The organism is Photorhabdus stackebrandtii (assembly GCF_011189495.1).
GTDB lineage: Bacteria > Pseudomonadota > Gammaproteobacteria > Enterobacterales > Enterobacteriaceae > Photorhabdus > Photorhabdus khanii.
In genome coordinates this window covers 233304-254466 of the sequence record NZ_PUJV01000003.1, presented here as the reverse complement: position 1 = coordinate 254466, position 21163 = coordinate 233304, and the positions used below count along the sequence as shown (strand labels likewise).

The 21163-nt window shown below is 41.1% G+C and carries 21 protein-coding genes; 6 read left to right on the top strand and 15 right to left on the bottom strand.

What is annotated here, in order from left to right:
* Window position 1: 1 nt before the first annotated feature.
* The 5 genes from C5470_RS04310 to hcaE are packed head-to-tail and all read right to left on the bottom strand — an operon-like array spanning window position 2 to window position 3992.
* Window positions 2-943 carry a 3-carboxyethylcatechol 2,3-dioxygenase gene (locus tag C5470_RS04310; RefSeq protein ID WP_166286240.1) on the bottom strand — a complete coding sequence of 314 codons (942 nt, stop codon included), beginning with the start codon at window positions 941-943 and terminating at the stop codon, window positions 2-4.
* The gene (gene hcaB, locus C5470_RS04305; protein WP_166286238.1) at window positions 933-1775 is read right to left on the bottom strand and encodes a 3-phenylpropionate-dihydrodiol/cinnamic acid-dihydrodiol dehydrogenase; all 843 of its coding nucleotides are present in this window, start codon (window positions 1773-1775) and stop codon (window positions 933-935) included. The genes C5470_RS04310 and hcaB overlap by 11 nt, the downstream gene beginning before the upstream one ends.
* Window positions 1775-2092: a 3-phenylpropionate/cinnamic acid dioxygenase ferredoxin subunit gene (hcaC, locus tag C5470_RS04300; protein WP_166286236.1), complete on the bottom strand. Its 318-nt coding sequence runs from the start codon at window positions 2090-2092 to the stop codon at window positions 1775-1777. Before hcaC ends, hcaB begins: the two co-directional genes overlap by 1 nt.
* A complete protein-coding gene (gene hcaF, locus C5470_RS04295) occupies window positions 2092-2634 on the bottom strand; it encodes a 3-phenylpropionate/cinnamic acid dioxygenase subunit beta (protein WP_036847323.1) in 543 nt (180 codons plus the stop codon). The genes hcaC and hcaF overlap by 1 nt, the downstream gene beginning before the upstream one ends.
* The gene (gene hcaE, locus C5470_RS04290) at window positions 2631-3992 is read right to left on the bottom strand and encodes a 3-phenylpropionate/cinnamic acid dioxygenase subunit alpha (protein WP_036847326.1); all 1362 of its coding nucleotides are present in this window, start codon (window positions 3990-3992) and stop codon (window positions 2631-2633) included. The genes hcaF and hcaE overlap by 4 nt, the downstream gene beginning before the upstream one ends.
* 136 nt (window positions 3993-4128) lie before the next feature.
* Between hcaE and hcaR the strand changes: the two genes are divergently transcribed.
* The 3 genes from hcaR to C5470_RS04275 all read left to right on the top strand — a co-directional run bounded on the left by hcaR (window position 4129) and on the right by C5470_RS04275 (window position 6876).
* The gene (gene hcaR, locus C5470_RS04285) at window positions 4129-5007 is read left to right on the top strand and encodes a DNA-binding transcriptional regulator HcaR (RefSeq protein ID WP_036847330.1); all 879 of its coding nucleotides are present in this window, start codon (window positions 4129-4131) and stop codon (window positions 5005-5007) included.
* Between the two features lie 117 nt (window positions 5008-5124).
* The gene (locus C5470_RS04280; protein ID WP_166286234.1) at window positions 5125-6024 is read left to right on the top strand and encodes an alpha/beta fold hydrolase; all 900 of its coding nucleotides are present in this window, start codon (window positions 5125-5127) and stop codon (window positions 6022-6024) included.
* A 69-nt stretch (window positions 6025-6093) separates the two neighbouring features.
* Complete coding sequence (locus C5470_RS04275; protein ID WP_166286232.1) at window positions 6094-6876, top strand: fumarylacetoacetate hydrolase family protein; 783 nt, start codon at window positions 6094-6096, stop codon at window positions 6874-6876.
* Here the strand turns inward: C5470_RS04275 and C5470_RS04270 are convergent.
* From C5470_RS04270 to upp, 8 genes are all read right to left on the bottom strand, one after another.
* A complete protein-coding gene (locus C5470_RS04270; protein WP_166286230.1) occupies window positions 6838-7803 on the bottom strand; it encodes a pseudouridine-5'-phosphate glycosidase in 966 nt (321 codons plus the stop codon). The genes C5470_RS04275 and C5470_RS04270 overlap by 39 nt on opposite strands.
* A gap of 101 nt (window positions 7804-7904) precedes the next feature.
* On the bottom strand, window positions 7905-11777 hold the full coding sequence (locus C5470_RS04265) for an amino acid adenylation domain-containing protein (protein WP_166286228.1): 3873 nt from the start codon (window positions 11775-11777) through the stop codon (window positions 7905-7907).
* A 604-nt stretch (window positions 11778-12381) separates the two neighbouring features.
* A complete protein-coding gene (locus C5470_RS04260) occupies window positions 12382-13560 on the bottom strand; it encodes a questin oxidase family protein (RefSeq protein ID WP_166286226.1) in 1179 nt (392 codons plus the stop codon).
* Window positions 13561-13587: 27 nt separating this feature from the next.
* Entirely contained in the window at window positions 13588-14025 is a 438-nt protein-coding gene (locus tag C5470_RS04255; RefSeq protein ID WP_166286224.1) for a DMT family transporter, read from the bottom strand.
* Window positions 14025-14501: a DMT family transporter gene (locus tag C5470_RS04250; RefSeq protein WP_166286222.1), complete on the bottom strand. Its 477-nt coding sequence runs from the start codon at window positions 14499-14501 to the stop codon at window positions 14025-14027. The genes C5470_RS04255 and C5470_RS04250 overlap by 1 nt, the downstream gene beginning before the upstream one ends.
* Window positions 14498-15166: an HAD family hydrolase gene (locus C5470_RS04245; protein WP_166286220.1), complete on the bottom strand. Its 669-nt coding sequence runs from the start codon at window positions 15164-15166 to the stop codon at window positions 14498-14500. The genes C5470_RS04250 and C5470_RS04245 overlap by 4 nt, the downstream gene beginning before the upstream one ends.
* A gap of 39 nt (window positions 15167-15205) precedes the next feature.
* On the bottom strand, window positions 15206-15430 hold the full coding sequence (gene pptA, locus C5470_RS04240; RefSeq protein ID WP_036847357.1) for a tautomerase PptA: 225 nt from the start codon (window positions 15428-15430) through the stop codon (window positions 15206-15208).
* 53 nt (window positions 15431-15483) lie between these two features.
* Window positions 15484-16140: a uracil phosphoribosyltransferase gene (gene upp / locus C5470_RS04235; protein WP_166286218.1), complete on the bottom strand. Its 657-nt coding sequence runs from the start codon at window positions 16138-16140 to the stop codon at window positions 15484-15486.
* 1001 nt (window positions 16141-17141) lie between these two features.
* On the opposite strand from upp, the gene C5470_RS04230 reads away from it, so the two are divergent.
* The 3 genes from C5470_RS04230 (at window position 17142) to uspE (ending at window position 19463) form a co-directional block, all read left to right on the top strand.
* Window positions 17142-17897 (top strand): FNR family transcription factor, encoded by a 756-nt coding sequence (locus tag C5470_RS04230; RefSeq protein ID WP_036847363.1) that lies wholly within the window; start codon window positions 17142-17144, stop codon window positions 17895-17897.
* 95 nt (window positions 17898-17992) lie between these two features.
* Window positions 17993-18418 (top strand): hypothetical protein, encoded by a 426-nt coding sequence (locus C5470_RS23550; protein WP_242687805.1) that lies wholly within the window; start codon window positions 17993-17995, stop codon window positions 18416-18418.
* Window positions 18419-18518: 100 nt separating this feature from the next.
* Complete coding sequence (gene uspE, locus C5470_RS04220; protein ID WP_166286216.1) at window positions 18519-19463, top strand: universal stress protein UspE; 945 nt, start codon at window positions 18519-18521, stop codon at window positions 19461-19463.
* Window positions 19464-19541: 78 nt separating this feature from the next.
* On the opposite strand, the gene C5470_RS04215 is transcribed toward uspE, so the two are convergent.
* Both C5470_RS04215 and ureG read right to left on the bottom strand, forming a co-directional pair.
* Entirely contained in the window at window positions 19542-20507 is a 966-nt protein-coding gene (locus C5470_RS04215; protein ID WP_152962127.1) for an urease accessory protein UreD, read from the bottom strand.
* Window positions 20504-21139, bottom strand: coding sequence for an urease accessory protein UreG (ureG, locus tag C5470_RS04210; RefSeq protein ID WP_036847376.1), 636 nt, complete (start codon window positions 21137-21139; stop codon window positions 20504-20506). Before ureG ends, C5470_RS04215 begins: the two co-directional genes overlap by 4 nt.
* Between the last annotated feature and the right edge of the window lie 24 nt (window positions 21140-21163).

Below are 21163 nucleotides of genomic sequence, written 5' to 3'. Positions count from 1 at the left end.
TTTAATTCACAGGTTGAGCACTGACCATTGCCATTCCAGCCAGCCATTCCTTAATCGGTTGGTAATAATGACGTTGGGCTTTATATTCGCCATAAACAGAAAGTGCTGCAAAAGCGGCAATCCAACAGCGGATTTCCTGTCCTCCCTTACCGCCCTGAATAGCGATCCCGCCATTCGTTAATGAAGCAAGGCGCCGTATATCGCCACTGCAAAAAATACTCAACAGTTCTTCATCCCACTGAGGATTCAACGGCGCAACAACATTTTCACCACGCGCCAACGATTCTCCAACCGCAATCACCCGGCCTTGCCGTCTTTGACGCGCTTCTTTTGTCGGATTTCTCCCGGCAATCAAGCCCTCTTCAACTTCCGGCGGTACCTGTCCAATCTGCGATATTGGTGGATCATGTGATAAACCACCAGAGCCCAACAACAATACCCGCTGATCTGTTTTAAACAAGAATTGTCCAATCGCACGACCAAGCGCAACGGTACGGCGGCATGTCGGTAATGGACTGGCGGCACAGTTAATAAAGACTGGGAGAGTCGGATAGCGCTGTAAATCCTGGCAAAGCAACATCAATGGTTGAACAAAACCATGATCAGCCTGCATACGCCAGGATTGTGCAACATCAATACCGGTGTCATATAAAGCAGAAATGAGATCCTTCGCGGTGTTTTCAGGCACATTGAGTGGACCTTTGCCAATATCCCAGTCCCCCACAGCATTCGCTCTGACCCCAACACAAAATGCCGGCATCAGGTCATAAAAAAAACCATTGAAATGGTCAGGGGCGAAAATCACTATCAATTCTGGATCATATTCTTTCACTTGTTCAGCCAATTGTTGAAAAACCTGCCGAACGTGCTTTTCTGTCGCTCCAGGTGGAGAACAAAAATCCATCAAAGGTGTGTGTGAAGTACAGATCAATTTAATGGTCATCTGAATTCCCCTTTTTATCCGGTGACATGATCCCCGCAGTGATCCGGCGAACCCCGCGAATACTTAACCCGGCGTCAGCCGTTATCATGACGCCGGTTAAGGTACGGTTGTTTGCACGGGAAGCGAGCATGACATATGGGCCGGTGAAATCTTCCGGCTGAGGCGTGAATTGCAAAGGTAAAGCTGCGCCAATACTTTCCAATGGCAGACTGTCTGTGATGCATTTATCCTGCTGGGATAATGTGGCCGGGCCACGGAGATCACTTGGCATGCCACACGGCGCGACACCATTAACTCTGATAACCGGTGCCAGTTCATACGCTAACTGGCGGATCATCCCGACTGCGCCATGCTTGCTGGCGGTATACAACACACCGCCACCACCAGAAAACCATGATGAACTCGACAACGTAAAAATCATACTACCTTCTGATGCTGTTAGCGCAGGTAATGCCGCTTTGGCCCCCAGAATGTACCCTTTCAGGTTAACCCCCATCAGTTCATCAAATCCTTTGTCAATCTGTTCTGCTGACGCATCAAGCAGGCTGGTTTTGTGATCCCAGAGCCCGGCATTACCGATAAAGCAATCCAACTTACCAAAACATCGAACAGTTTCTGCAACTGCCCGTTCATTGTCTACAAAAGAGGTGACATTCCCCTGAATAACACAGATATCTTTGCCGAAACAGTGCACCAGCGCTGTCGTTTTTTCCGCAGATAACTCTAAGACACCGACTTTGGCACCTTCCGCAATAAAACGTTCCACTAAAGCCAAACCTAAACCGGAGCCACCACCTGTTAATAAAATGACTTGATCTTTCATCCAACTCATTATTGCTCCTCCGAAACAGTGATATAAATTTTTCCATCTTCAACAACAACAGGGTACGTCTTCAATGGATCTGTCGCAGGAAGACAAAGCGCCCTCCCGGTTCTAAGACAAAAACTGGCCGTATGCAGTGGACACTCAACTGTTGCATTGTCTTCCAGATACCCTTCGGATATAGAAGCATTACCGTGACTGCACCGGTCATCAACAGCAAAGAATTCGCCGTTATAGTGAAACAGCGCAATATCCGGTGTGTATTCAACCTTACGCGCTTCTCCCTCGGGCAATTCTTCAACAGTACATGCAAATAACTGGCTCATCAGAATAAGACACTCAGGTTATGGAAAGTTAAGACGGCTTGATCCAGAGTAATTTCACGTCTGCAAACCAGCCAGCTACCCGTATTCAGATTGCGGCGAACATAATCCAACCGCTTACCGACATAAAAAGCTTCATCTTTCTCTTTTTGTGAACGATACAGCAGATAATTGGACTGAACATGAAATTGGTCTGGCAAACCTGTTTCAGTAATCACCAGGTTTGTCAGTAGATGACGAGTACGGGATGGCGGTTCCTCTGCCCATGCCATACCCGTTTCTAACCGGGCAATCCGGCGTTCAAGCTGAAATTTATTATCATTGAATAACCAAGTGGTTGGCGGCTGGATACTTTTGCGGCGGTCGCGGGTTTGGGCGTTAACAATGGTGCGCATGGTATAACTAAGATCTTCTGATAACAGTTCAAGCCAGTCACGAAATTTCCACTCATCCAGTAACGCTATTTCGTAGTACAAGAACTGACTTATTTCATAATGCAGCTCTACCGATACCCGTTTTTCTTGATTGACGATTAACTCTTTCATTTGACCAACTCCTGCTGATAAGCCCGGCTTTTTTCCTCTATCTCATCCCAGGTTTCACTGGTCAGTAAGTCAGCCCAGCGTTGATACATGCCACGGGCAACAGTTTCGGAAAAAACATAGTTGGTCACGCCTGGAATACCATCATCCCGTACTCTTTCTTGTCCCAGCCTCATTTCCATACACAACGGGCTGTTACGGGCTTTGTAGCCTCTGAGTACCTTCTGGATTTCCACCCAATTTTCTGAATCATCCTGTTCGAGAAAACCTGCCGGACCAAATGCACGGGTTGCACTATTTTCAAAAGCCTCTTTTACCTCTGGAGAAGCCGCTTTGTCTGCAATGCAAAATGCCCATACTTCCACCTGGTCTGGTCCGCGTGGATGCCATACCCGCATCGTCGCTGTACCGTTAAGCCAGGAGAGTGTTGGAAAAATATTGTTGTGGCCCGCAAGACGCAGTGCCCTGACTTTCCCCAGGCGCTGCTCTGCTTCGGCGTAGGTTTCACGGTAGTAACGGGCGACGGCACCATCAACCCAAACGTTGGCATCAGGTTTTTCAGTCAGGAAAAATCCACTACCGTGACCGTTCTGAGCAAATTGCACTGCATCTTTTGCCGTTTCCCAGACCGGCCGGGAAGTCTGACCAGCGCCTAACGCTTTTTCATTATCGCCCTCTTTTACAGCTAAAACCTGTACAGCAGAGGCATGACTAAATAAAGCGTGGTATTGATCGCCGGCAAACTGTTCAGCAGGTAATTTCCAGTTACAGTTGATGACCCACTTTTGCACACCGCCGATAACTTCTGTTCCTCCCTCGCGACGGTCAAGCACACCATCAAGATACCAGGCCATATCACCAAGATAATCAATCAAAGAGGGTGCGGTCGTATCCCAGTTACCGAAAATCAAACCCTTATAACTCTCCACACACGGAACTTCCTGAAGTCCCCATTTCTCTTTGCAAAGCCCGTGTGGATAGGCGCACGATTCCAGTGGAACGTCAACTAATCGCCCATCAACACCGTATGACCAACCGTGATAAGGACAAGTAAACGCACGGGTATTACCACTATCCGCGTAACAAACCCGCATTGAGCGGTGACGACATTGATTTAGAAAAGCTTTAACGGAACCCTCTTTCTGCCGGACAACAACAACACTGTCCTCTCCCATATAAGTATTAAAAAAATCTCCCGGACGTGGGATTTGGCTATGATGAGCCAAAAAGAGCCAACAACGACCAAATATTCTTTCGAGTTCTAACTGATAGAGCTCAGGGTCAATATAAATCTGAGGAGTTACACGACCGGCTCGGGCATCAATCAGGCGGTAAATATCTGAGTTTTTGCTCAATGTCATATTATTGATCCTCATGTAAATGAAAAGTTGACTTTTTGCCAACATGCAAAATGAATGCTATTAATAGATTAATAATTTGTGAAATACATTGTTTGTTTAAATTGAGACTTTTTTTCGATATGTAGAGGAAACGGCAATGGAATTAAGACACTTACGATACTTTATTGCAGTAGCAGAAGAATTAAACTTTACTAAAGCCGCAAGAAAATTGCATACCGCACAACCTTCATTAAGCCAGCAAATAAAAGATTTAGAAGACTATATTGGATCTACATTATTAGAAAGAAATAAACGCAGAGTTTCTTTAACCAAAGCCGGGGAAGTTTTTCTCCAACAGGCCAGGATTATTCTTGACAATGCAGAGAAAGCAAAAAAAATGGCACGCAAAGCAGCACAAGAACAAATTGTGCTGACCATTGGGTTCGTTCCATCAGCAGAAGTTAAAGTTCTACCTGAAGTTATCCCGGTGTTTCGTCTTTCTCATCCTGAAGCAAAAGTAGAACTTATTAGTTTATTTAATCCAGGACAAGAAGAAGAATTATTACAAGGTGATATTGATGTCGCTTTTATGCGTCCGCCGATAAAGAGCGATTATATTGATTTTAAAGTTATTCTTAATGAACCATTGGTAGTACTTATGCCTGCTAATCATAGGCTAAGATATTGTGAGAAAATTTCAGTCGAAGACCTACATGGTGAAAACTTTATTATTCCTGATCCAACACAATCCGGTATATTACAACAGATTATAGAAAATTATTTTGCTGAACATAATGTCTCCCCGAATATTATTCAAACAGCTAACAATATGTTGTTAATTTTAAACATGGTCAGCCTGAATTTAGGATGTGCAATAGTGCCATTCTATATTACTAGCATCATGACCGATGCTGTTGTTTGCCGGCCATTGTCAGGATACTCACCAACAATAGAGTTAATAATGGCATGGCGAAAAGACAACACATCAGAATTATTATCACATTTAATAGATATTGTTGAAAATAAATATCTATAGAAATTAAGTATAATCGTTTTTACATTTAAGATTAGACATATTAAGTATTAGTTAATATTGCTTGATGTCGTTATATTAACATTAAATTAACCTGAAAAAAATAAGGGAAATATTGTTATGTCAACGACAAACCGTCAACATAAACCTGTACAACCTGAGTTACGATCGCTTTGGTCAGCAATTGCTGGTGGTGAAGTTCATTTGCACCATATTAATGTAAAAGGGATAAAAACCCGCGTACTTGAAGCTGGCAGCGGCCCTGAAACCCTGATTTTCTTGCACGGCATTGGTGGTCATCTGGAAGCCTATATGCGTAATGTTCTGCCTCATGCTGCACATTTTCGCGTACTGGCAATTGATATGTTAGGACATGGTTTCACTGATAAACCTGTCCGCTCTTATGAAATTATCGATTATGTAGAACACTTGCGGGATTTTGTCGAAACATTAAATCTGAAAAAAATTCACCTTTCCGGTGAATCTTTAGGTGGATGGGTCGCCGCCCGCTTTGCGGCAAAATATCCACGATATATTCGCCGTCTGGTGCTGAATACAGCGGGAGGTATGATTGCCGATCCAAATGTGATGGAACGCTTGCGCACTCTGAGCCTGAATGCAGTGAAAAACCCGGATCTGGAAGCCACCCGCAAGCGTCTTGAATTCCTGATGGAAGATCCTGCTATGGTGACAGAAGACCTGGTTGAATCCCGTTTTGCGATTTATCGTCAGCCAGATATGTTATCTGCAATGGAAAACATTATGTGCCTGCAAGACATGGATACCCGCCTGCGTAATCTTCTGACCGAAGATGAGCTGGCAAAAATTCAGGCCGAAACTCTGGTGCTATGGACAACTCACGATCCAACTGCCGCGGTTTCCGTGGGTCAGCACCTTGCCGCGCTTATCAAAAACAGCCGTTTTGTCGTAATGGAAAAATGTGGTCACTGGCCTCAATATGAGGATCCAGACACCTTCAATCGAATTCATATCGATTTTCTGCTAAACGGCAACAAATAATGTCGCTTGCAAATGGGTGATATTCCCCCCGGAATATCACTTTTGTCGCCTGATCAGGAGCAACAACCAATGAATAACGTGATAAACCATCTTGGCGAAAAATTGTTTCAATCATGGCGGAGTCATCAAGCCATCAACCCGATTTCTGATGAATATCCAAAACTGACATTACACGATGCTTATCTCATCCAGCAAAAAGTTATTGCCCGCCGTCTGGAAACAACCGATGAACGAATTATCGGTAAGAAAATTGGTATCACCAGCCAGGCAGTGATGGATATATTGGACGTAGATCAGCCAGACTTTGGCATTCTCACCTCAGATATGTATTACGAAAATAATGCCACTGTGCCCATTGAACAATTAATTGCGCCGAAGGCTGAAGGTGAAATTGGCTTTATCCTGAAACGCAATTTGCGTGGTCCAGGTATTACCGCGGAAGATGTACTGCAAGCAACAGCTTATGTTGTACCCTGTATCGAAATCGTCGATTCCCGTATCCGTGATTGGAAAATAAAAATCACGGATACGGTTGCTGATAATGCCTCATCAGGTTTATTCGTTATTGGTAACGGTACCCGTCTGCCATCAGAAATTGATTTGGCTGCCGTTACCATGACACTGGAAAAGAACGGCAAACTGATTGATACCGGCATAGGTGCCGCCGCATTTGGGCACCCTGCCAACGCCGTTGCCTGGTTGGCGAATAGGCTGGGAACGCTGGATACGACGCTACGCCAGGGAGAAATTATTCTTTCCGGTTCCCTTGCCACAATGGTACCAGTTAATGCCGGTGATCAATTGAAAATCAACTTATTGGGCCTGGGATCTGCCAGAATAAATTTCGCCTGAAAATTTATGAATGGTGTGGGCCACCGCCAACTTTCCAGCAACATTTGCTGTATTAACTAATACAGCCATATTAGCTTTCGCCGAGATCCCATTGGTTTCTCGGTCAATCATTCTCATCAGATACTTTGTCAACGAATTACCAACAATATTATTCTTCTTAGCCTCTAACACCGCATCTTGTATAATCATATCAATCTTTTGACTCTCTATCGCATCCTCTGGCTTGGTTGGTGTCGTAATTAATATCCCCTTTCCCCCCGGCAACATCCAATTTATCTCAATCGCTTTGGCAATTACGGCGGGATCATCAAGACGTTGTGGACTTTTGAATCCGCTGGAACGACAGTAAAATGCAGGAAAATCATCCGACTGATAGGATATGATTGGCACATTCCATGTCTCCAGGAATTCCAATGTTAATCCAATATCGAGGATATTTTTTGCGCCAGCGCAGACCACAGCAACACGGGAACGCGTTAACTGAGTCAAGTCTGCGGATATATCCATACTCGTCTCTGCACCTCGATGTACCCCACCAATCCCCGCAGAACAGAAGAATTTAATACCCGCTATTTCTGCTGCAAGTATTGACGATGCCACTGTTGTCGCCCCCATACCGCCACTCGCTAACACGACCGGAATATCCCGACTCGTGACTTTTGGAACATGAGATGCAGTAGCAAATTTCTCAATTTGTTCATCTGACATCCCAATCAGAAATTCACCATTATCTATTCCTATCGTTGCGGGAACTGCCCCACTTTCACGAACAGCCTGCTCAACATGCTTAGCTGTTATGACATTATCAGGGTAATCCAAGCCATGTGTAATCACATTGGATTCCAGAGCAACAACAGGTTTTCCTGATTCAAGCGCGTCTTTTACTTCACAGCTGAATTTAAGTGGAACGCTATGACTGATATTCATGTTATATACCTTTTCATTCTCTTGATATTATCTACTAAATATAACATTAGAGATAATATATCTATTAATATCTACTTATTGAATCTTACGGATTGTATTTATTACTGGTAATTTAAAAGCGAGATTATTTTCTCAATCTCAGTCACACCTTCATTTTCCAACAGTTGATAGTGATCCGATATCAATTCAATTATTTTAGGTGGTGTTGATGAAAACACGCCAGATTTTTCGATAAATGAATCATTATCTTTATTCGCCTTGAGAATAGTTATAGGTGCCTTTAGATATCTGTGATAAAGCTCATCAATACTGTACTTGAAATCATAAGTCAAAGTCACAATCCTAACGATACGTTTTACTAATGATGGCTCCAAGTTTTTAAAACGACTACATATAAAGTTAATAAATGTCGCTTCACTATTCACCTGTTCTAAGCAAGTTTTAACCATTGGGCTACTGATTGAACGAGCAAATACAGAAAAAAGTATTTGAACAAAAGCCGGATTAGTAAATTCAGCGCCTTTATCGTGATATTTCTCTTGCTTCATGTGAAGATGAGGCGATCCCGGTGCTAACAAGTTTAATGCCTTAACTTCTTCTCCGGCTTGTTCAAGCTGGTACGCAGCCTCAAATGCTACCCGGGCGCCAAATGAATATCCCCATAATGTATAGGGCCCTTCTGGCTGTATTTTCTTTATCTCTTTAATATCTTCCTCTGCCATTCTCTGGATAGAAGAAAACGGTATTTCACTCTCGTTTATCCCATATGCCTGTATTCCATAAAATGCCCTGTCGGGAACCACTTTATTAGCCAGCAACCTCAAACTCATAGGATATCCGCCCAAACCCGGCCAACAGTAAATTGGATCCTTACTTGCCTGATTCAATAAGATTAATCTTGATATTGTTTTAGCATCGGCTTGCTCAATCCACTTAGCCAACTCTTCTATATTGGGAGATTGAAAAAGTATCTGTAGCGGAAAACGAATATTAAAGGCCTCATTGATCTTATTAACCATAGCAACGGCCATCAAAGAATTACCTCCACTCTCGAAAAAATCATCGTGTGCAGATACTGAATCCCATTTCATCACTTCCATCCAAATTTTTCCAAGCCTCAATTCAGTCTCTGTCCGTAATGGCACTAATGGTCTCTGTGTTGAGATATCCTCCACTGCTTTAGATTTTGACAAAGACGGGTAATCTACTTTTCCATTGGCCGTCAAAGGTAATTTATCGAAAACTAATACCTTATTTGGGATCATATATTGAGGGAGTTGCTGATGAAGATCATCTTTAATGATCTCAACTGGCCCTTTCATATGAACAACATCTTCTTTCATACCTTCACAAGTGTATTGCTCTTGGCTAACACTCCCGCCTATACAGAAATAAAATGCCGCCATAGGTTTATCAAGCGCATTCAGAATAGATCGCATCCTTTTCGCCGAAGGTAAATCGTTATTGCTCTCTGAGCTGTAACCAGATGACATTAATCCAATACACAATTGATTACTTTGCAACGCATGTAATCGACGACCCAATGTAATATAATAATGCCATTCAGGGACACAACGTGGAATAATTGACACACCAAAACTGGAACGATCATAAACTTGCTGATTAATCGCGATAACATCCTTTTTCCGAACAATATCATCACTTACTCGCACAAATTCCCCGTTAGAAAAGTGATATAAACCACATGGCATCTCAGGTATTTTATTAGCATGTGTTTGCAAATAAAGATCGGTATCAAATGGTGGTAATCTATTTTCATAGCGACATATTTCAAATGCACCAAGGTAATAATCCTGAATATTACCATCATACCAATCAGGACAGGCAGCTTGATATTCACTTTCACCAATACCCAAGCCGATTTCCGGTAATATATCGTCAAAGAGCCCCATCATATGACCCGCTTCCATTTTCAGAACTTCTTGTATGTTGTTCTTATAAACGGGCTCAATAGCTTCACGCTTTCCAATAAAATGTACTTTTATCATTGGCTTTTGCCGACGACTCAATGTTGAAATTTTTATTAACTCATGAGTCACAGGATGATAATAGTAAATCCCCGCATCCAAACCGAGAACATGATGCAATTCAAAATACATTTGAGTCGCATAGAGAGCACCCGGTGAAGCATAGGCATATTTTGGCAATAAACGTTGATGACTGGTGAACTGACCAAAATAACGCAACACATAGCCGAAATCTTTAAGTGTTAAATGATTCAGTGGCAAAGAGCAAATTTCACGCTGCTGAGTGGTTGTCAGCAATGTTTTTAGTTTCTCTACCGTTATTTCTGTCCCCTCAAAATAGCGATATGTCTTGCGCCCAAAGACATATTCTCTTTGTTTTATCTCTCCTTCTTTATAAGGCAGTAAGATTACAGGACGATTCTCACACAATTCTTCACTCCGACAACCAGAATTAGAAAGTTGAGCTTTCACCTGGAGTTTATTGGTTTTTGATTTGTGATGTGAGCTACTATTACCTTGATCCATCAGCGCGGCTTCTTTTTCATCCAATTCCACACATGCTATGAGATTTTGGAAACCCGTTCTGGCATCTTTCTTAATTAACATTGCCGCTGTTTTTATCCAGCTATGTTCTTCAATCGCATGACGTATTTCATCAAGCTCAATACGATAACCTCGTAACTTGACCTGGCTATCAACCCGACCAACAAAATAAGTATTACCATCGGCCCCTCTGGTCACGAGATCTCCCGTTCGATATAACCACGGGTATTTAGTTTCGGATGCAAGATGATTATAAATAAATTTATCTTTTGTCATTTCTGGCTTATGCAAATAGCCACGTGCTAACTGAACACCCGAAATATAAAGCTCGCCAATTTCACCCACCACCACAGGTAATCTATTCTCATCAAGAACGTAGTATTCTGTATTATCTACAGGTATACCAATTGAAATAGATGTTTGATAATTTGGCAAAGTTTCATTTGTCACCCAGAAATACGATGAATTAATCGTACATTCTGTTGGACCATATAAATTGATTAATTCACAGTGAGTAAAACTATTCAAAAATTGAGCGGATAATTTGGTTGTCAGCGCCTCTCCTCCACTGAATACTTGAGTCAGTGATAAGCAATCCAAAAAATTGGGATTATCTAGTAACGCTTGCAGTAAAGTAGGAACACATTGCAAAGTTGTCACTTGATGTTGAAGAATTGTTTTAATAATCGCATCCGGATCGCGATAGCATCCTACAGGGCCAATAATCACTTGGACACCTATTGCAGGCGCTAAAATTTCCCATTGAGCAGCATCAAAACTCATTGGCGTTTTCTGCAAAATTCGAGAGTGCTTGCCTAAGCTGAACGCTTTTGCAAGAAATCTCATTTGATTCACAATACTGTGATGCTCAATCATAACTCCCTTTGGTTTACCCGTACTACCAGAAGTATAAATAATATAAGCCAGGCTGGTTGGGTTGGGAACTCGAGCCGTATTGAGAATATCTTCTATTGTTCGTGTTTTTATCGTCAGAGCGACATCTTCCGGTGTGATAATTAATACTGATTTTGGTGCAATGTCCTGCAACTGTTCTTTTAAATGCGATTGGGTAAAAATCACATCAATGCCAGAATCTTCTATCATATATTTGAGGCGCTCAGCCGGATAGTCAGGCGATAAAGGCAAATAGGCTTTATTCGCTGATAAAATACCCCACGCACCACAAATTAAATCTATAGAAGGGTCACAAAAAAGCCCAATACCCACTGAATTTTTTGAGCTCATTTCTGATAGACAATATCCAATCTCTTTCACTTTCAAATAGAAATCAGCGTAATTAAGCGATTGTTCTTTATCAATAACAACATATCCATCTGCCTGGTACTTTAGTTGACTTTCAAGCATATCCATCAATGTTATTGCGTCTTCTTTAAGGCAAACATCAGTGATTAAATCACATTGTTTAATATTATTTTCTAACATTTTCAGTTACTTTATATAATAATGAAGTAAATATCGCCGTAGTTAAAAATGACATTTTATCTACGAAATTATAAGTGTCTTTTTGATCATGATTGATGACTTATATTTTATTAAAATCATTCAATTAATTAAATTCAACAAAGACACACTCTTCGAGGCAAATAAATATCCTTGCCAATTACTATAAGTAATCTGGCATTCGTATAAGACAATACCTTAAAGATTATCTAAAAAATTAATTTATTAGATGATGAATTCAAAAAATTTAAATTATGATTATTCAATACTCTCCGTAAATAAAACGGTTATTATTCTCCCCTGTAATTCCGGATCATTTATTTGTGATTTCGTGATAAGATACATCTATCAAAATGCACCTCATCACGATATAGAATTATCAATCAATTAATTTATTGTTCTTTAAATATTCCAATATTAATTGAGAGACAAGAGAACACCTTTCCTTATCGTCATAGTTCATCCATACTATTTTCTCAATCTCCGATGACGCTCTTATCTCTCTAAAGCGTTTTTATCTTCTTCCCCAACGTCCCTTTTACCCCCCTGGAATATAATATTTTAATAAAACAATAGAGCCAGTTTATTATTCAATCGGTGCTTCTTCGAAAGAAGGAGGAAGCAAAGGAGTGTTTGTAAATTGATTTGCGGCTGCCCTATAAAGGGTTAAACCATATTTTTTCCACAATTGATTCATAACATAAACCAGTTTTGGATTATGTTCTTCTTCTTCCTCTAATGCCCTGGCAATAATATGCGACCACTCCTGTTCCCAGACAGAATAAGTCATTTCGTCTTGCCTGAATGAATAAGCCTGATTAAGCGCAGAAAATTTAGCGGGTTTCGATAAATCAGTCGTTGAAAACAAAATGCATAACATGCCAACCCAATAACATTTAATAATATTTTTACTTTCTTCCGCCGGTAAACGTGCAGAGATCTTTCTCATTGCAAACAACGAGGTAATCAAATGAAGAAGCAAAAAATCACCCGGCTTAGCAAGATAAATCAATGTTATGACATAGAACAACTGAGCCCAACTTTCTTCTGCATCTTGGGTCCCAATCCAAACCGGCAAACGATATATTTCTGGGTGGCCTTGCATCAAGAGACGAGCAATACGATATTGCAGGCCTGATCTTCTTAATTCAGGATGTATTAAATCGGTATCGGCCAGATTTTCATTATCAACCAATGAATTTACCCAATCGGTCAATTCTATTTTCCTTTCCTCCCACAGCGTTGAAATTCTCAATATAGAATCAAAAGCATTCTTGTCGTTTAGAGAACTATCAATAAATGCTCTCTCTGAATGACAAGGAACAGAGGAGAATGCCATGTAAGCAAGCCCTTCAATAATCATCCAAGGATGATCGATATCCAATGCCCAACCTAAATGAATGGTACCGTGAGTTAATGCACCAGCCCATCCAGACAAAAGCGTCGGCATATATTCTTGCAATACCTGTTCAATCCCTTTCTTTTTAATTTCCTCTTCAAAATAATCACAGTAAGAAGAATAACTTGTTCTTTTGCCTAAGAAATATTTCCAATTCGCACTGTCTATCACATGCTTTAATGTTTTAGGGGGTTCAAGCCCCATACCATAGGGCGTCAATTTAGCATAATTATCATAATAGTCTTTAATTCTATCCGCACTGATGCCCAAACCATGCAGCGCTATAACCGCATGTTTAACGTGATTAGTAAGATGACCGTTAAATTCAATATGATATGAACGATCATTAAGTAGTTTGTTAATCATTTTTTTACCTTATAGTTGATGCTATTCTTATTTTGACTCAGTTGTTTTTCTAGTTAGGTAAATTCCTACTAACACAAACAATACTCCAACAATCTTCACTAACCCAGGAGTAATCCCCTGATATAACCAATCAAGCAGTACTGCTGATAACATTTGCCCGGCAATAACAAGGATGGCGGCATTCATCGCCCCTAGTTTAGGGAAAATATAGCTACTGACAGCCACAAACAGAGCACCAAACACCCCACCCATATAAGCCGCTGCTGGAATAGAGTCAAAATCCCATTCATTCCATTGCCAACTCGATAAAAGCGTTAATACCACTGTTAAGAGAAAAAAACCACCGATATGATTCCAAAGTGAAGCACCAAAAGAACCTATCGAGACACTTAATTGCCCGTTAATTGTCCTTGTCGCCGCTATAAATATGCCATTTAAAAAGGCAATAAGAATCAAACTCAGCATTAGTTGCTTCCCCCAAACAGAATTAACATACTGCCAAATAGAACAAAGAAAATAACATATAAATCTTGTATCACTATCTTTCTTTTTCTTGTTCTTAAAAGTCCGAAATGATCAGCAACCAAACCAAAAAGTATTTGCCCAACTAACCCTAATGAAATTGTACTAGATAATGGCAGCCCACCATTAATAGCAACAGCCGCTAACACAACGGTAAGCGCACCAGGAATACCACCAAGATAAAACCATATAGGAATATTCGATTTCTTATGTTTCTTTTCGTCTGTTTCTTTTTTAGAAAAGAACTTGGCCACAATAATAAATAATATCAAAGCAACAATCGCGCCAATACCATGAGCTACCCATGATGCAAAAAAGGGTGTTGTATTTTTCGACAATATGCTATTAGTGTAAATCATCAACGTCAGTAAACTGCCACCAATAATTGCCAGTAAGATATTTCTTATCTTATTAATCACTTAAGTATATTCTCCTCAATAATATGGCATACGTCATAAAAACAATTAGCAATCCAAGTTGGCCTGGCTTCTTCCAACATACCGACACTATGTATACCATATGTCACTGCTATTGATCGCATGCCAGCTGCCCTTGCCATATAAATATCGTGAGTGGTATCACCTACCATAACAGCCATCTCTGGTATAGCACCGTAATATTCCAAAATTTTCCTTCCTGATTCCGGATCAGGTTTAGGTTTTGAAACGTGATCAGCACCAATTATCCGGTCAAACACAGCGTCTATTCCCGCAGCCTCAAGTAATGCTGTCGCACTTGCGGTAAATTTGCTGGTCGCTACCGATAGTTTTATATCTTTTTTATTTAAAGCGATTAATCCATCTTCAACACCAGGAAATAACAATTCCTTTGCTTTTGGCAGAATACACCGACGATACTGCAATTGATATTGTTCAACAGCTTTAGAGATTAACGCCTTTTCAACAGATATATTTAAGAGCATTGCAAATGCTTTCTCTAAAGGCAGACCAATTGTAGCGCGAATGTTTTCATCTCCTGCTAATGGAATGTTAAATACCTTAAAAACAGCATTGAACGTTTCTATTATTGCTCGAGAAGTATCAAACAATGTACCGTCTAAATCGAAAATGAGTATTTTATTCATTAAAAATATCTTTAAAAGATCCTCAGTTATAAAAATAAATTAATAATTTGGCAATTTAATCAACAAGGTTTCTTTGAGTTTAATTTCAGGGAAATAAACCTCTTCATTCCATTTTTCTTGTTCGATCGGCTCTAATGAAATGGAAATAACCTCTTCTCTACAACCAAACATCTTTGTTACCACCTTTGTCAATTCTAAAGATAAGATATCTTTATCTTCTTGTGAGAGGTGAGCAGGAAAATGTTTTATATTAATATGTGGCATATGTAACCCTTTAAATTCTAAAAGATAATTATTCTACTTTTGTTATATAGTATTCACGATGGTTTATAAGTTCCAAAATATCGATCACCAAAATCACCAATGCCTGGATTCATAAAAGCATCTTCATTAAGCCCATTTTCAATTGAAGAAGTAACAAGTTGAATTTTAGGATATGATGTTGTGATTCTATGAAGACCAACAGGAGAAGAAAGAAAATTAACAACGATAATATTATCTTCAGGTACGCCTTTTTCTTTTAGTAAATCGATAGCCTTAGCTAATGATCCGCCCGTCGCCAACATAGGCTCAAAAAGTAAAATAGTTCTCGTCGCAATATCATCAGGTAAATTCGAATAATAGTAATGAGGCAGTTTTGTCAATTTATCTCTTTGAATAAGAATTTTTCCCGTTGGGAACTCAGGATACATTTTTCTATATTCGCCTTCTATGCTTTCTCCGGCACGGATTATCGAAACACCACAAAGCTTAGTATTTAAAACAGTTCCATTATAAATATCCCCAATTGGGGTTTGAATATGATGAGAGGTATAGGGTAGCAATTCAGATGCTGCCTCTAATAATAATCGAATAATGCGATCAGAGTAAAACACAAACTCCGATTGTTCGGCGTTACGATTACGCGCTTTTGTATGCAAAGAAGTCAAATACTGACTTTTCGGTAAAACATGTACGTTCTTATGGTTATCCATTATAATTCCAACTAATATTTATAGATAAATGTTATTCAACTATTTCCGATATCAAATAAATTCGTGACAATTAGAGCGTCTTTTGTGGTTGCAAACGAATTTCTTACTAATGCCACAGGCTAAATCAGACAACACAAAACAGATATTTCAGCATATTTCTCTTTCATTAAGGATACTCGTTGTGCTCTCCATATCCTCTGATAAATAAATTATCGAAAGTTGAGGGATTGCGCTAACGAGATAGGGACAAAAATAGCGTATTACACACTATTGATGACGATTATCATTGCATTTAAGCATCACATATCGCCTGAAATATAAACTCTCATATCTATTTTCTTAACGCAATAGCCTAAATCTACAGCACCATGCTGTAGATTATTATTTTATCATTTAAATAGTTGTATTTACCAATAAAATCAAAAATAGGCTATTAAATTCAAACCGCATTTTCAGATTTGTCTTATCTATCTATTAAACCGTTATATAGAATAATAATCTGATTTGTCAGAAAAATAAAAAAACAGGGCTTGGCATAGGCTACTTTTTCCGCACTGGGTGAAGTAGGGTAGCGTGTGATTGTTCTTTGGTTGATTTTCCAAATCACGCCTATTCTCGCGGGTTCCAGCCTATATCGTGGGAGGCGTAAAGATGCAACATTATTAATCGCATATTGTCGATAATATCACAAATATTAATGAACGAATTGCAAGGCCTTGCCCAATATCGCAATGCCTTGCTTTTCCTCAGCACCAAGAATATTTTTCACTCTACTTTCCCAAACAAGAAATCCTCAGTTAAATTCAAGTCGCTGATATTGAATATAGTCTTGCTATGAAAATCACTAAACATCAGCTTTATACAATGTAATAATTTCTTAATAACCAGGATACAGGTAATACACTTTCCCGAATAAATTGCAGAAAGCTATTATTGTTCTTACCAGAATCATCAAGAGATGCTAAAGTTGAGCTATATCAATATCTCAATGAGCATGCCATATGATCCAGGAAAAACGTGTTATTCGTCGAATCCAGTCTGGTGGTTGTGCGATCCACTGCCAGGATTGCAGCATTAGCCAGCTGTGCATCCCTTTCACCCTGAATGAACACGAGCTTGACCAGCTCGATAATATCATTGAGCGTAAGAAACCTATCCAGAAAGGGCAAACTTTGTTTAAAGCAGGAGATGAGTTGAAATCTCTTTATGCTATCCGTTCTGGCACGATTAAAAGCTACACCATCACCGAAGAAGGTGATGAGCAGATCACAGGTTTCCATCTCGCAGGGGATTTAGTGGGTTTTGACGCCATCCTTAATACTCAGCATCCAAGTTTTGCTCAAGCCTTGGAAACATCGATGGTTTGTGAAATTCCGTTTGAAACACTGGATGACCTGTCCGGTAAAATGCCTAATCTTCGCCAGCAAATGATGCGTTTGATGAGTGGGGAAATTAAAGGCGATCAAGAAATGATATTGTTGTTATCCAAGAAAAACGCGGAAGAGCGATTAGCCGCATTTATTTATAATCTCTCCCGTCGTTTCGCTCAACGGGGTTTCTCACCAAGAGAATTCCGTTTAACCATGACCCGCAGTGATATTGGTAATTACCTTGGTCTGACTGTTGAAACCATTAGCCGTCTGCTTGGACGCTTCCAGAAAAACAATACTCTCGGCGTAAAAGGTAAATACATCACTATTGAAGATATGGATAAACTGGCCGACTTAGTCGGGAAAAAATCTGTTTCAATTACCTGAGGTTAAAACCAGATTATCCGTCAATCTCCTTTCTACCTCGTCTTGAGGAGGATGGAAAGGAGGCAGTTTTCCCGCTCGGCGGCGGACAACATTGAATGGCGTGGCATATGACCTGCTTGTTCTTGAAAATGAGGGTTTATGAAAAAGCACTGTACCGCCAACTTATAGTACACAACATCAAGGGGTTAGCGTTCTCGAAAGCCTTTCTTGAAACAATATTCTCAAAATACTACACTATCAATAAATTTTATAATCCCTCAAGGCCCAATCGTGGTTTCCTCCCTCAGTGCGTGACATTCGCGCCTTCAGAATTGAATAATGGTCTGAATCCTGATGCTGCAGACGCCTCATCGGCTGATTATCTTGCATTGATAGCGCGATTGACAGGAGTTAGTGACAAGGCGGTTTCAGGAGATGTGCCAGGATCAGATCTGTATCACCCACTAAAAGGGGGGATACCGTTTCCACTTCTGCTCGAAGCCAAGCTCAGACACGCTGCTGAAACCGGAGAGTCAATTTAATTTGTCGATCTGCTCCTCCTCTGACCTGTCCGGTTTGCCTATATTGGTTTATCTTTAGTATTGAAACGTATTTTGTCTAGCCTCTGTGAGGGTACTATGTATGGCAAACTATCAAAACCTTTTAGTTGCAATTGATCCAAGTCAGGACGATCAGCCGGCATTAAGACGTGCAGTTTATATCGTGCAACGTAGCGGTGGCCGGATTAAAGCTTTCTTACCTATTTATGATCTCTCCTATGAGATGACAACCTTGCTCTCCCCCGAAGAAGCCAGTGCTATGCGTAAAGGTGTTACCAGCCAGCGCACTGCCTGGCTTAAACAACAAGCGCACTACTATCTGAAAGCCGGTATTGATATTGACATAAAAGTGGTATGGCACAATCGGCCTCATGAAGCCATTATCCAGGAGGTCATTACGGGTGAACACGATTTGCTTCTGAAAATGACGCATAAGCATGACAAGTTGGGGTCCTTGATTTTTACCCCACTTGACTGGCAGTTACTGCGCAAATGCCCATGTCCGGTATGGATGGTAAAAGATCAGATATGGCCGGATCAGGGCTCTGTTCTGGTTGCGGTTAATTTATCTAATGAAGAATCGTACCATCATGAACTGAACCTAAAACTGGTCAGGGAAACCCAGGAACTGGCACGCCAGATCATGCCAGATCCCGAAATTCATTTGGTCAGCGCTTATCCTGTCGCACCGCTGAATATTGCTATTGAACTACCGGATTTCGACCCAAGCATTTATAACCATGCGCTGCGTGGTCAACATCTTATCTCAATGAAAGAGCTTCGCCAGAAATTCTGCATTGATGAGAAATACACTCATATCCATGAAGGGTTACCGGAGAATGTTATTCCTGAAATGTGTGATGAGATGAATGCGGGTATTGTCGTTTTTGGTATTCTGGGCAGAACAGGGCTGTCTGCTGCTTTTCTGGGAAACACCGCAGAACATGTGATCGACCACCTAAAATGTGACCTTCTGGCTATCAAACCTGATGGCTTTACATGTCCTGTCAAAGCAGCCAAAGAGTAACAGTAACAAAATGATAAGTATCCATTTGGTGTTAAAACCCGGAACAGATTTTATGTCCCGGGTTTATTGACAAGAGTTTTAACGCCAGATAAACGGTTCAGGCAATGTAACGCCAAGGATCTCCTCGCGTGCTATGCGCCAGAAAAGACGAATACCGGCTTTAACTTGATGAGTTTCTTTCCCCAACACTTTGAAGATTAGACCGCATTGATTAGGTAAGCGACTGGCACCGCTGGCTATGCCGGTTTCAGCATTGTATTGAGGTATGATGCGCGCCAGAATGCGATCATGGTGAACCGAAGGTGTCAGTAAGATCACATTGCCGAACACATGAAATGGCCCCATCACCCCGACACTGTTCAACGGTTGTTTTTTGGGCTCCAATACATAACGTTCAGCAAACAATATTTTGTCTTCGAAATCCGTTGCCGTAATCCGTGATGAGTAAACGTCAAATTTAAACCCCTGATCGGCGGGATGGTATTTGCGACCAGACATGATTATCTCGGAATATATTAACGTGGCAGTTGGGTGAATGGTTATCTGGGTATCAGTAATAAACCGGGAGCCACTATGAGGTATAACCGGATCGGGCATCATTTCCAAATAGCCCCCCTGCGCTATCTGAATAGTTTGTACCTGCGCCGCATAGTTATTCACCATTGAATGAATCTTCGTCGCCGATTGGGTGGTGACATGACCAAATGCATCTTGAGCAACATGAATGTCGAGCGCCAGCCTGTCCCCCTGCAATATACATCCCGACGTGGAGATCATAAATACACACGGCATCTGCGGCAGTGCCTCATCCCAATACAGCGCCCGTTGCACCAAATAAGGAACCCGGCGTTCCATGCGGGCCAGAATACTGTGGTCGCCACGCCGGGCAAACCCCAATCGCAGATAGCCGCTTTTACCGATATCACCGCTTGCCATCTGGGGAGGTTCATCCTGAAACAGGGCAAGTTCCGGCGCGTTGAAACCAAGCTCGCTAACCCGTTTATGTGCTTCACCAATAATTCTCTGCGAGCCGGTAGAGGTCATTGTGTCGCCTGTAGCGAATGAGTAAATAAGAAATCTCGCATGATCATATTTACCAGCGTTTCAACACCTTCACCCGTCTTGCAGTTGGTGAGGATATAAGGACGCTGACCACGCACGACTTGAGTGTCACTCTCCATTACTGCCAGACTGGCGCCAACATAAGGTGCCAAATCGATTTTATTGATCACCAGAATATCCGCCTGTACCAGTCCAGGCCCGTTCTTGCGCGGGATTTTTTCCCCGTCAGCCACATCAATCACATAAATATAAAAGTCCGCCAATGCCGGGCTAAAAGTGAGTGTCAGGTTATCCCCACCACTTTCAATTAACACGACATCCGTGTCAGGAAAACGAGCCTCCATTTCCTCGACCGCAGAAATGTTCATACTGGGATCTTCGCGCACCGCGGTGTGTGGACAAGCACCGGTTTCCACCCCGAGTATCTTCTCCTCATCCAAAATGCCTTTCAGTGTCCGTTTGACCTGTTTAGCATCCTCAGTGGTAACAATATCATTGGTGATAATCAGGGGTTTTATTCCGCGCTGAATCAAAATAGGCGTGATCACTTCAATAACCGCCGTCTTACCTGAACCTACCGGGCCGCCAATACCAATTCGGGTAATTTTTTTCACAGAAATTTCCTCACTCGATTAAGA

Coding starts and splice junctions, on each gene's coding strand:
- C5470_RS04310 (WP_166286240.1), bottom strand. CDS start 943: ATGACCATTAAATTGATCTGTACTTCACACACACCTTTGATGGATTTT.
- hcaB (WP_166286238.1), bottom strand. CDS start 1,775: ATGAGTTGGATGAAAGATCAAGTCATTTTATTAACAGGTGGTGGCTCC.
- hcaC (WP_166286236.1), bottom strand. CDS start 2,092: ATGAGCCAGTTATTTGCATGTACTGTTGAAGAATTGCCCGAGGGAGAA.
- hcaF (WP_036847323.1), bottom strand. CDS start 2,634: ATGAAAGAGTTAATCGTCAATCAAGAAAAACGGGTATCGGTAGAGCTG.
- hcaE (WP_036847326.1), bottom strand. CDS start 3,992: ATGACATTGAGCAAAAACTCAGATATTTACCGCCTGATTGATGCCCGA.
- hcaR (WP_036847330.1), top strand. CDS start 4,129: ATGGAATTAAGACACTTACGATACTTTATTGCAGTAGCAGAAGAATTA.
- C5470_RS04280 (WP_166286234.1), top strand. CDS start 5,125: ATGTCAACGACAAACCGTCAACATAAACCTGTACAACCTGAGTTACGA.
- C5470_RS04275 (WP_166286232.1), top strand. CDS start 6,094: ATGAATAACGTGATAAACCATCTTGGCGAAAAATTGTTTCAATCATGG.
- C5470_RS04270 (WP_166286230.1), bottom strand. CDS start 7,803: ATGAATATCAGTCATAGCGTTCCACTTAAATTCAGCTGTGAAGTAAAA.
- C5470_RS04265 (WP_166286228.1), bottom strand. CDS start 11,777: ATGTTAGAAAATAATATTAAACAATGTGATTTAATCACTGATGTTTGC.
- C5470_RS04260 (WP_166286226.1), bottom strand. CDS start 13,560: ATGATTAACAAACTACTTAATGATCGTTCATATCATATTGAATTTAAC.
- C5470_RS04255 (WP_166286224.1), bottom strand. CDS start 14,025: ATGCTGAGTTTGATTCTTATTGCCTTTTTAAATGGCATATTTATAGCG.
- C5470_RS04245 (WP_166286220.1), bottom strand. CDS start 15,166: ATGAATAAAATACTCATTTTCGATTTAGACGGTACATTGTTTGATACT.
- pptA (WP_036847357.1), bottom strand. CDS start 15,430: ATGCCACATATTAATATAAAACATTTTCCTGCTCACCTCTCACAAGAA.
- upp (WP_166286218.1), bottom strand. CDS start 16,140: ATGGATAACCATAAGAACGTACATGTTTTACCGAAAAGTCAGTATTTG.
- C5470_RS04230 (WP_036847363.1), top strand. CDS start 17,142: ATGATCCAGGAAAAACGTGTTATTCGTCGAATCCAGTCTGGTGGTTGT.
- C5470_RS23550 (WP_242687805.1), top strand. CDS start 17,993: ATGGCGTGGCATATGACCTGCTTGTTCTTGAAAATGAGGGTTTATGAA.
- uspE (WP_166286216.1), top strand. CDS start 18,519: ATGGCAAACTATCAAAACCTTTTAGTTGCAATTGATCCAAGTCAGGAC.
- C5470_RS04215 (WP_152962127.1), bottom strand. CDS start 20,507: ATGACCTCTACCGGCTCGCAGAGAATTATTGGTGAAGCACATAAACGG.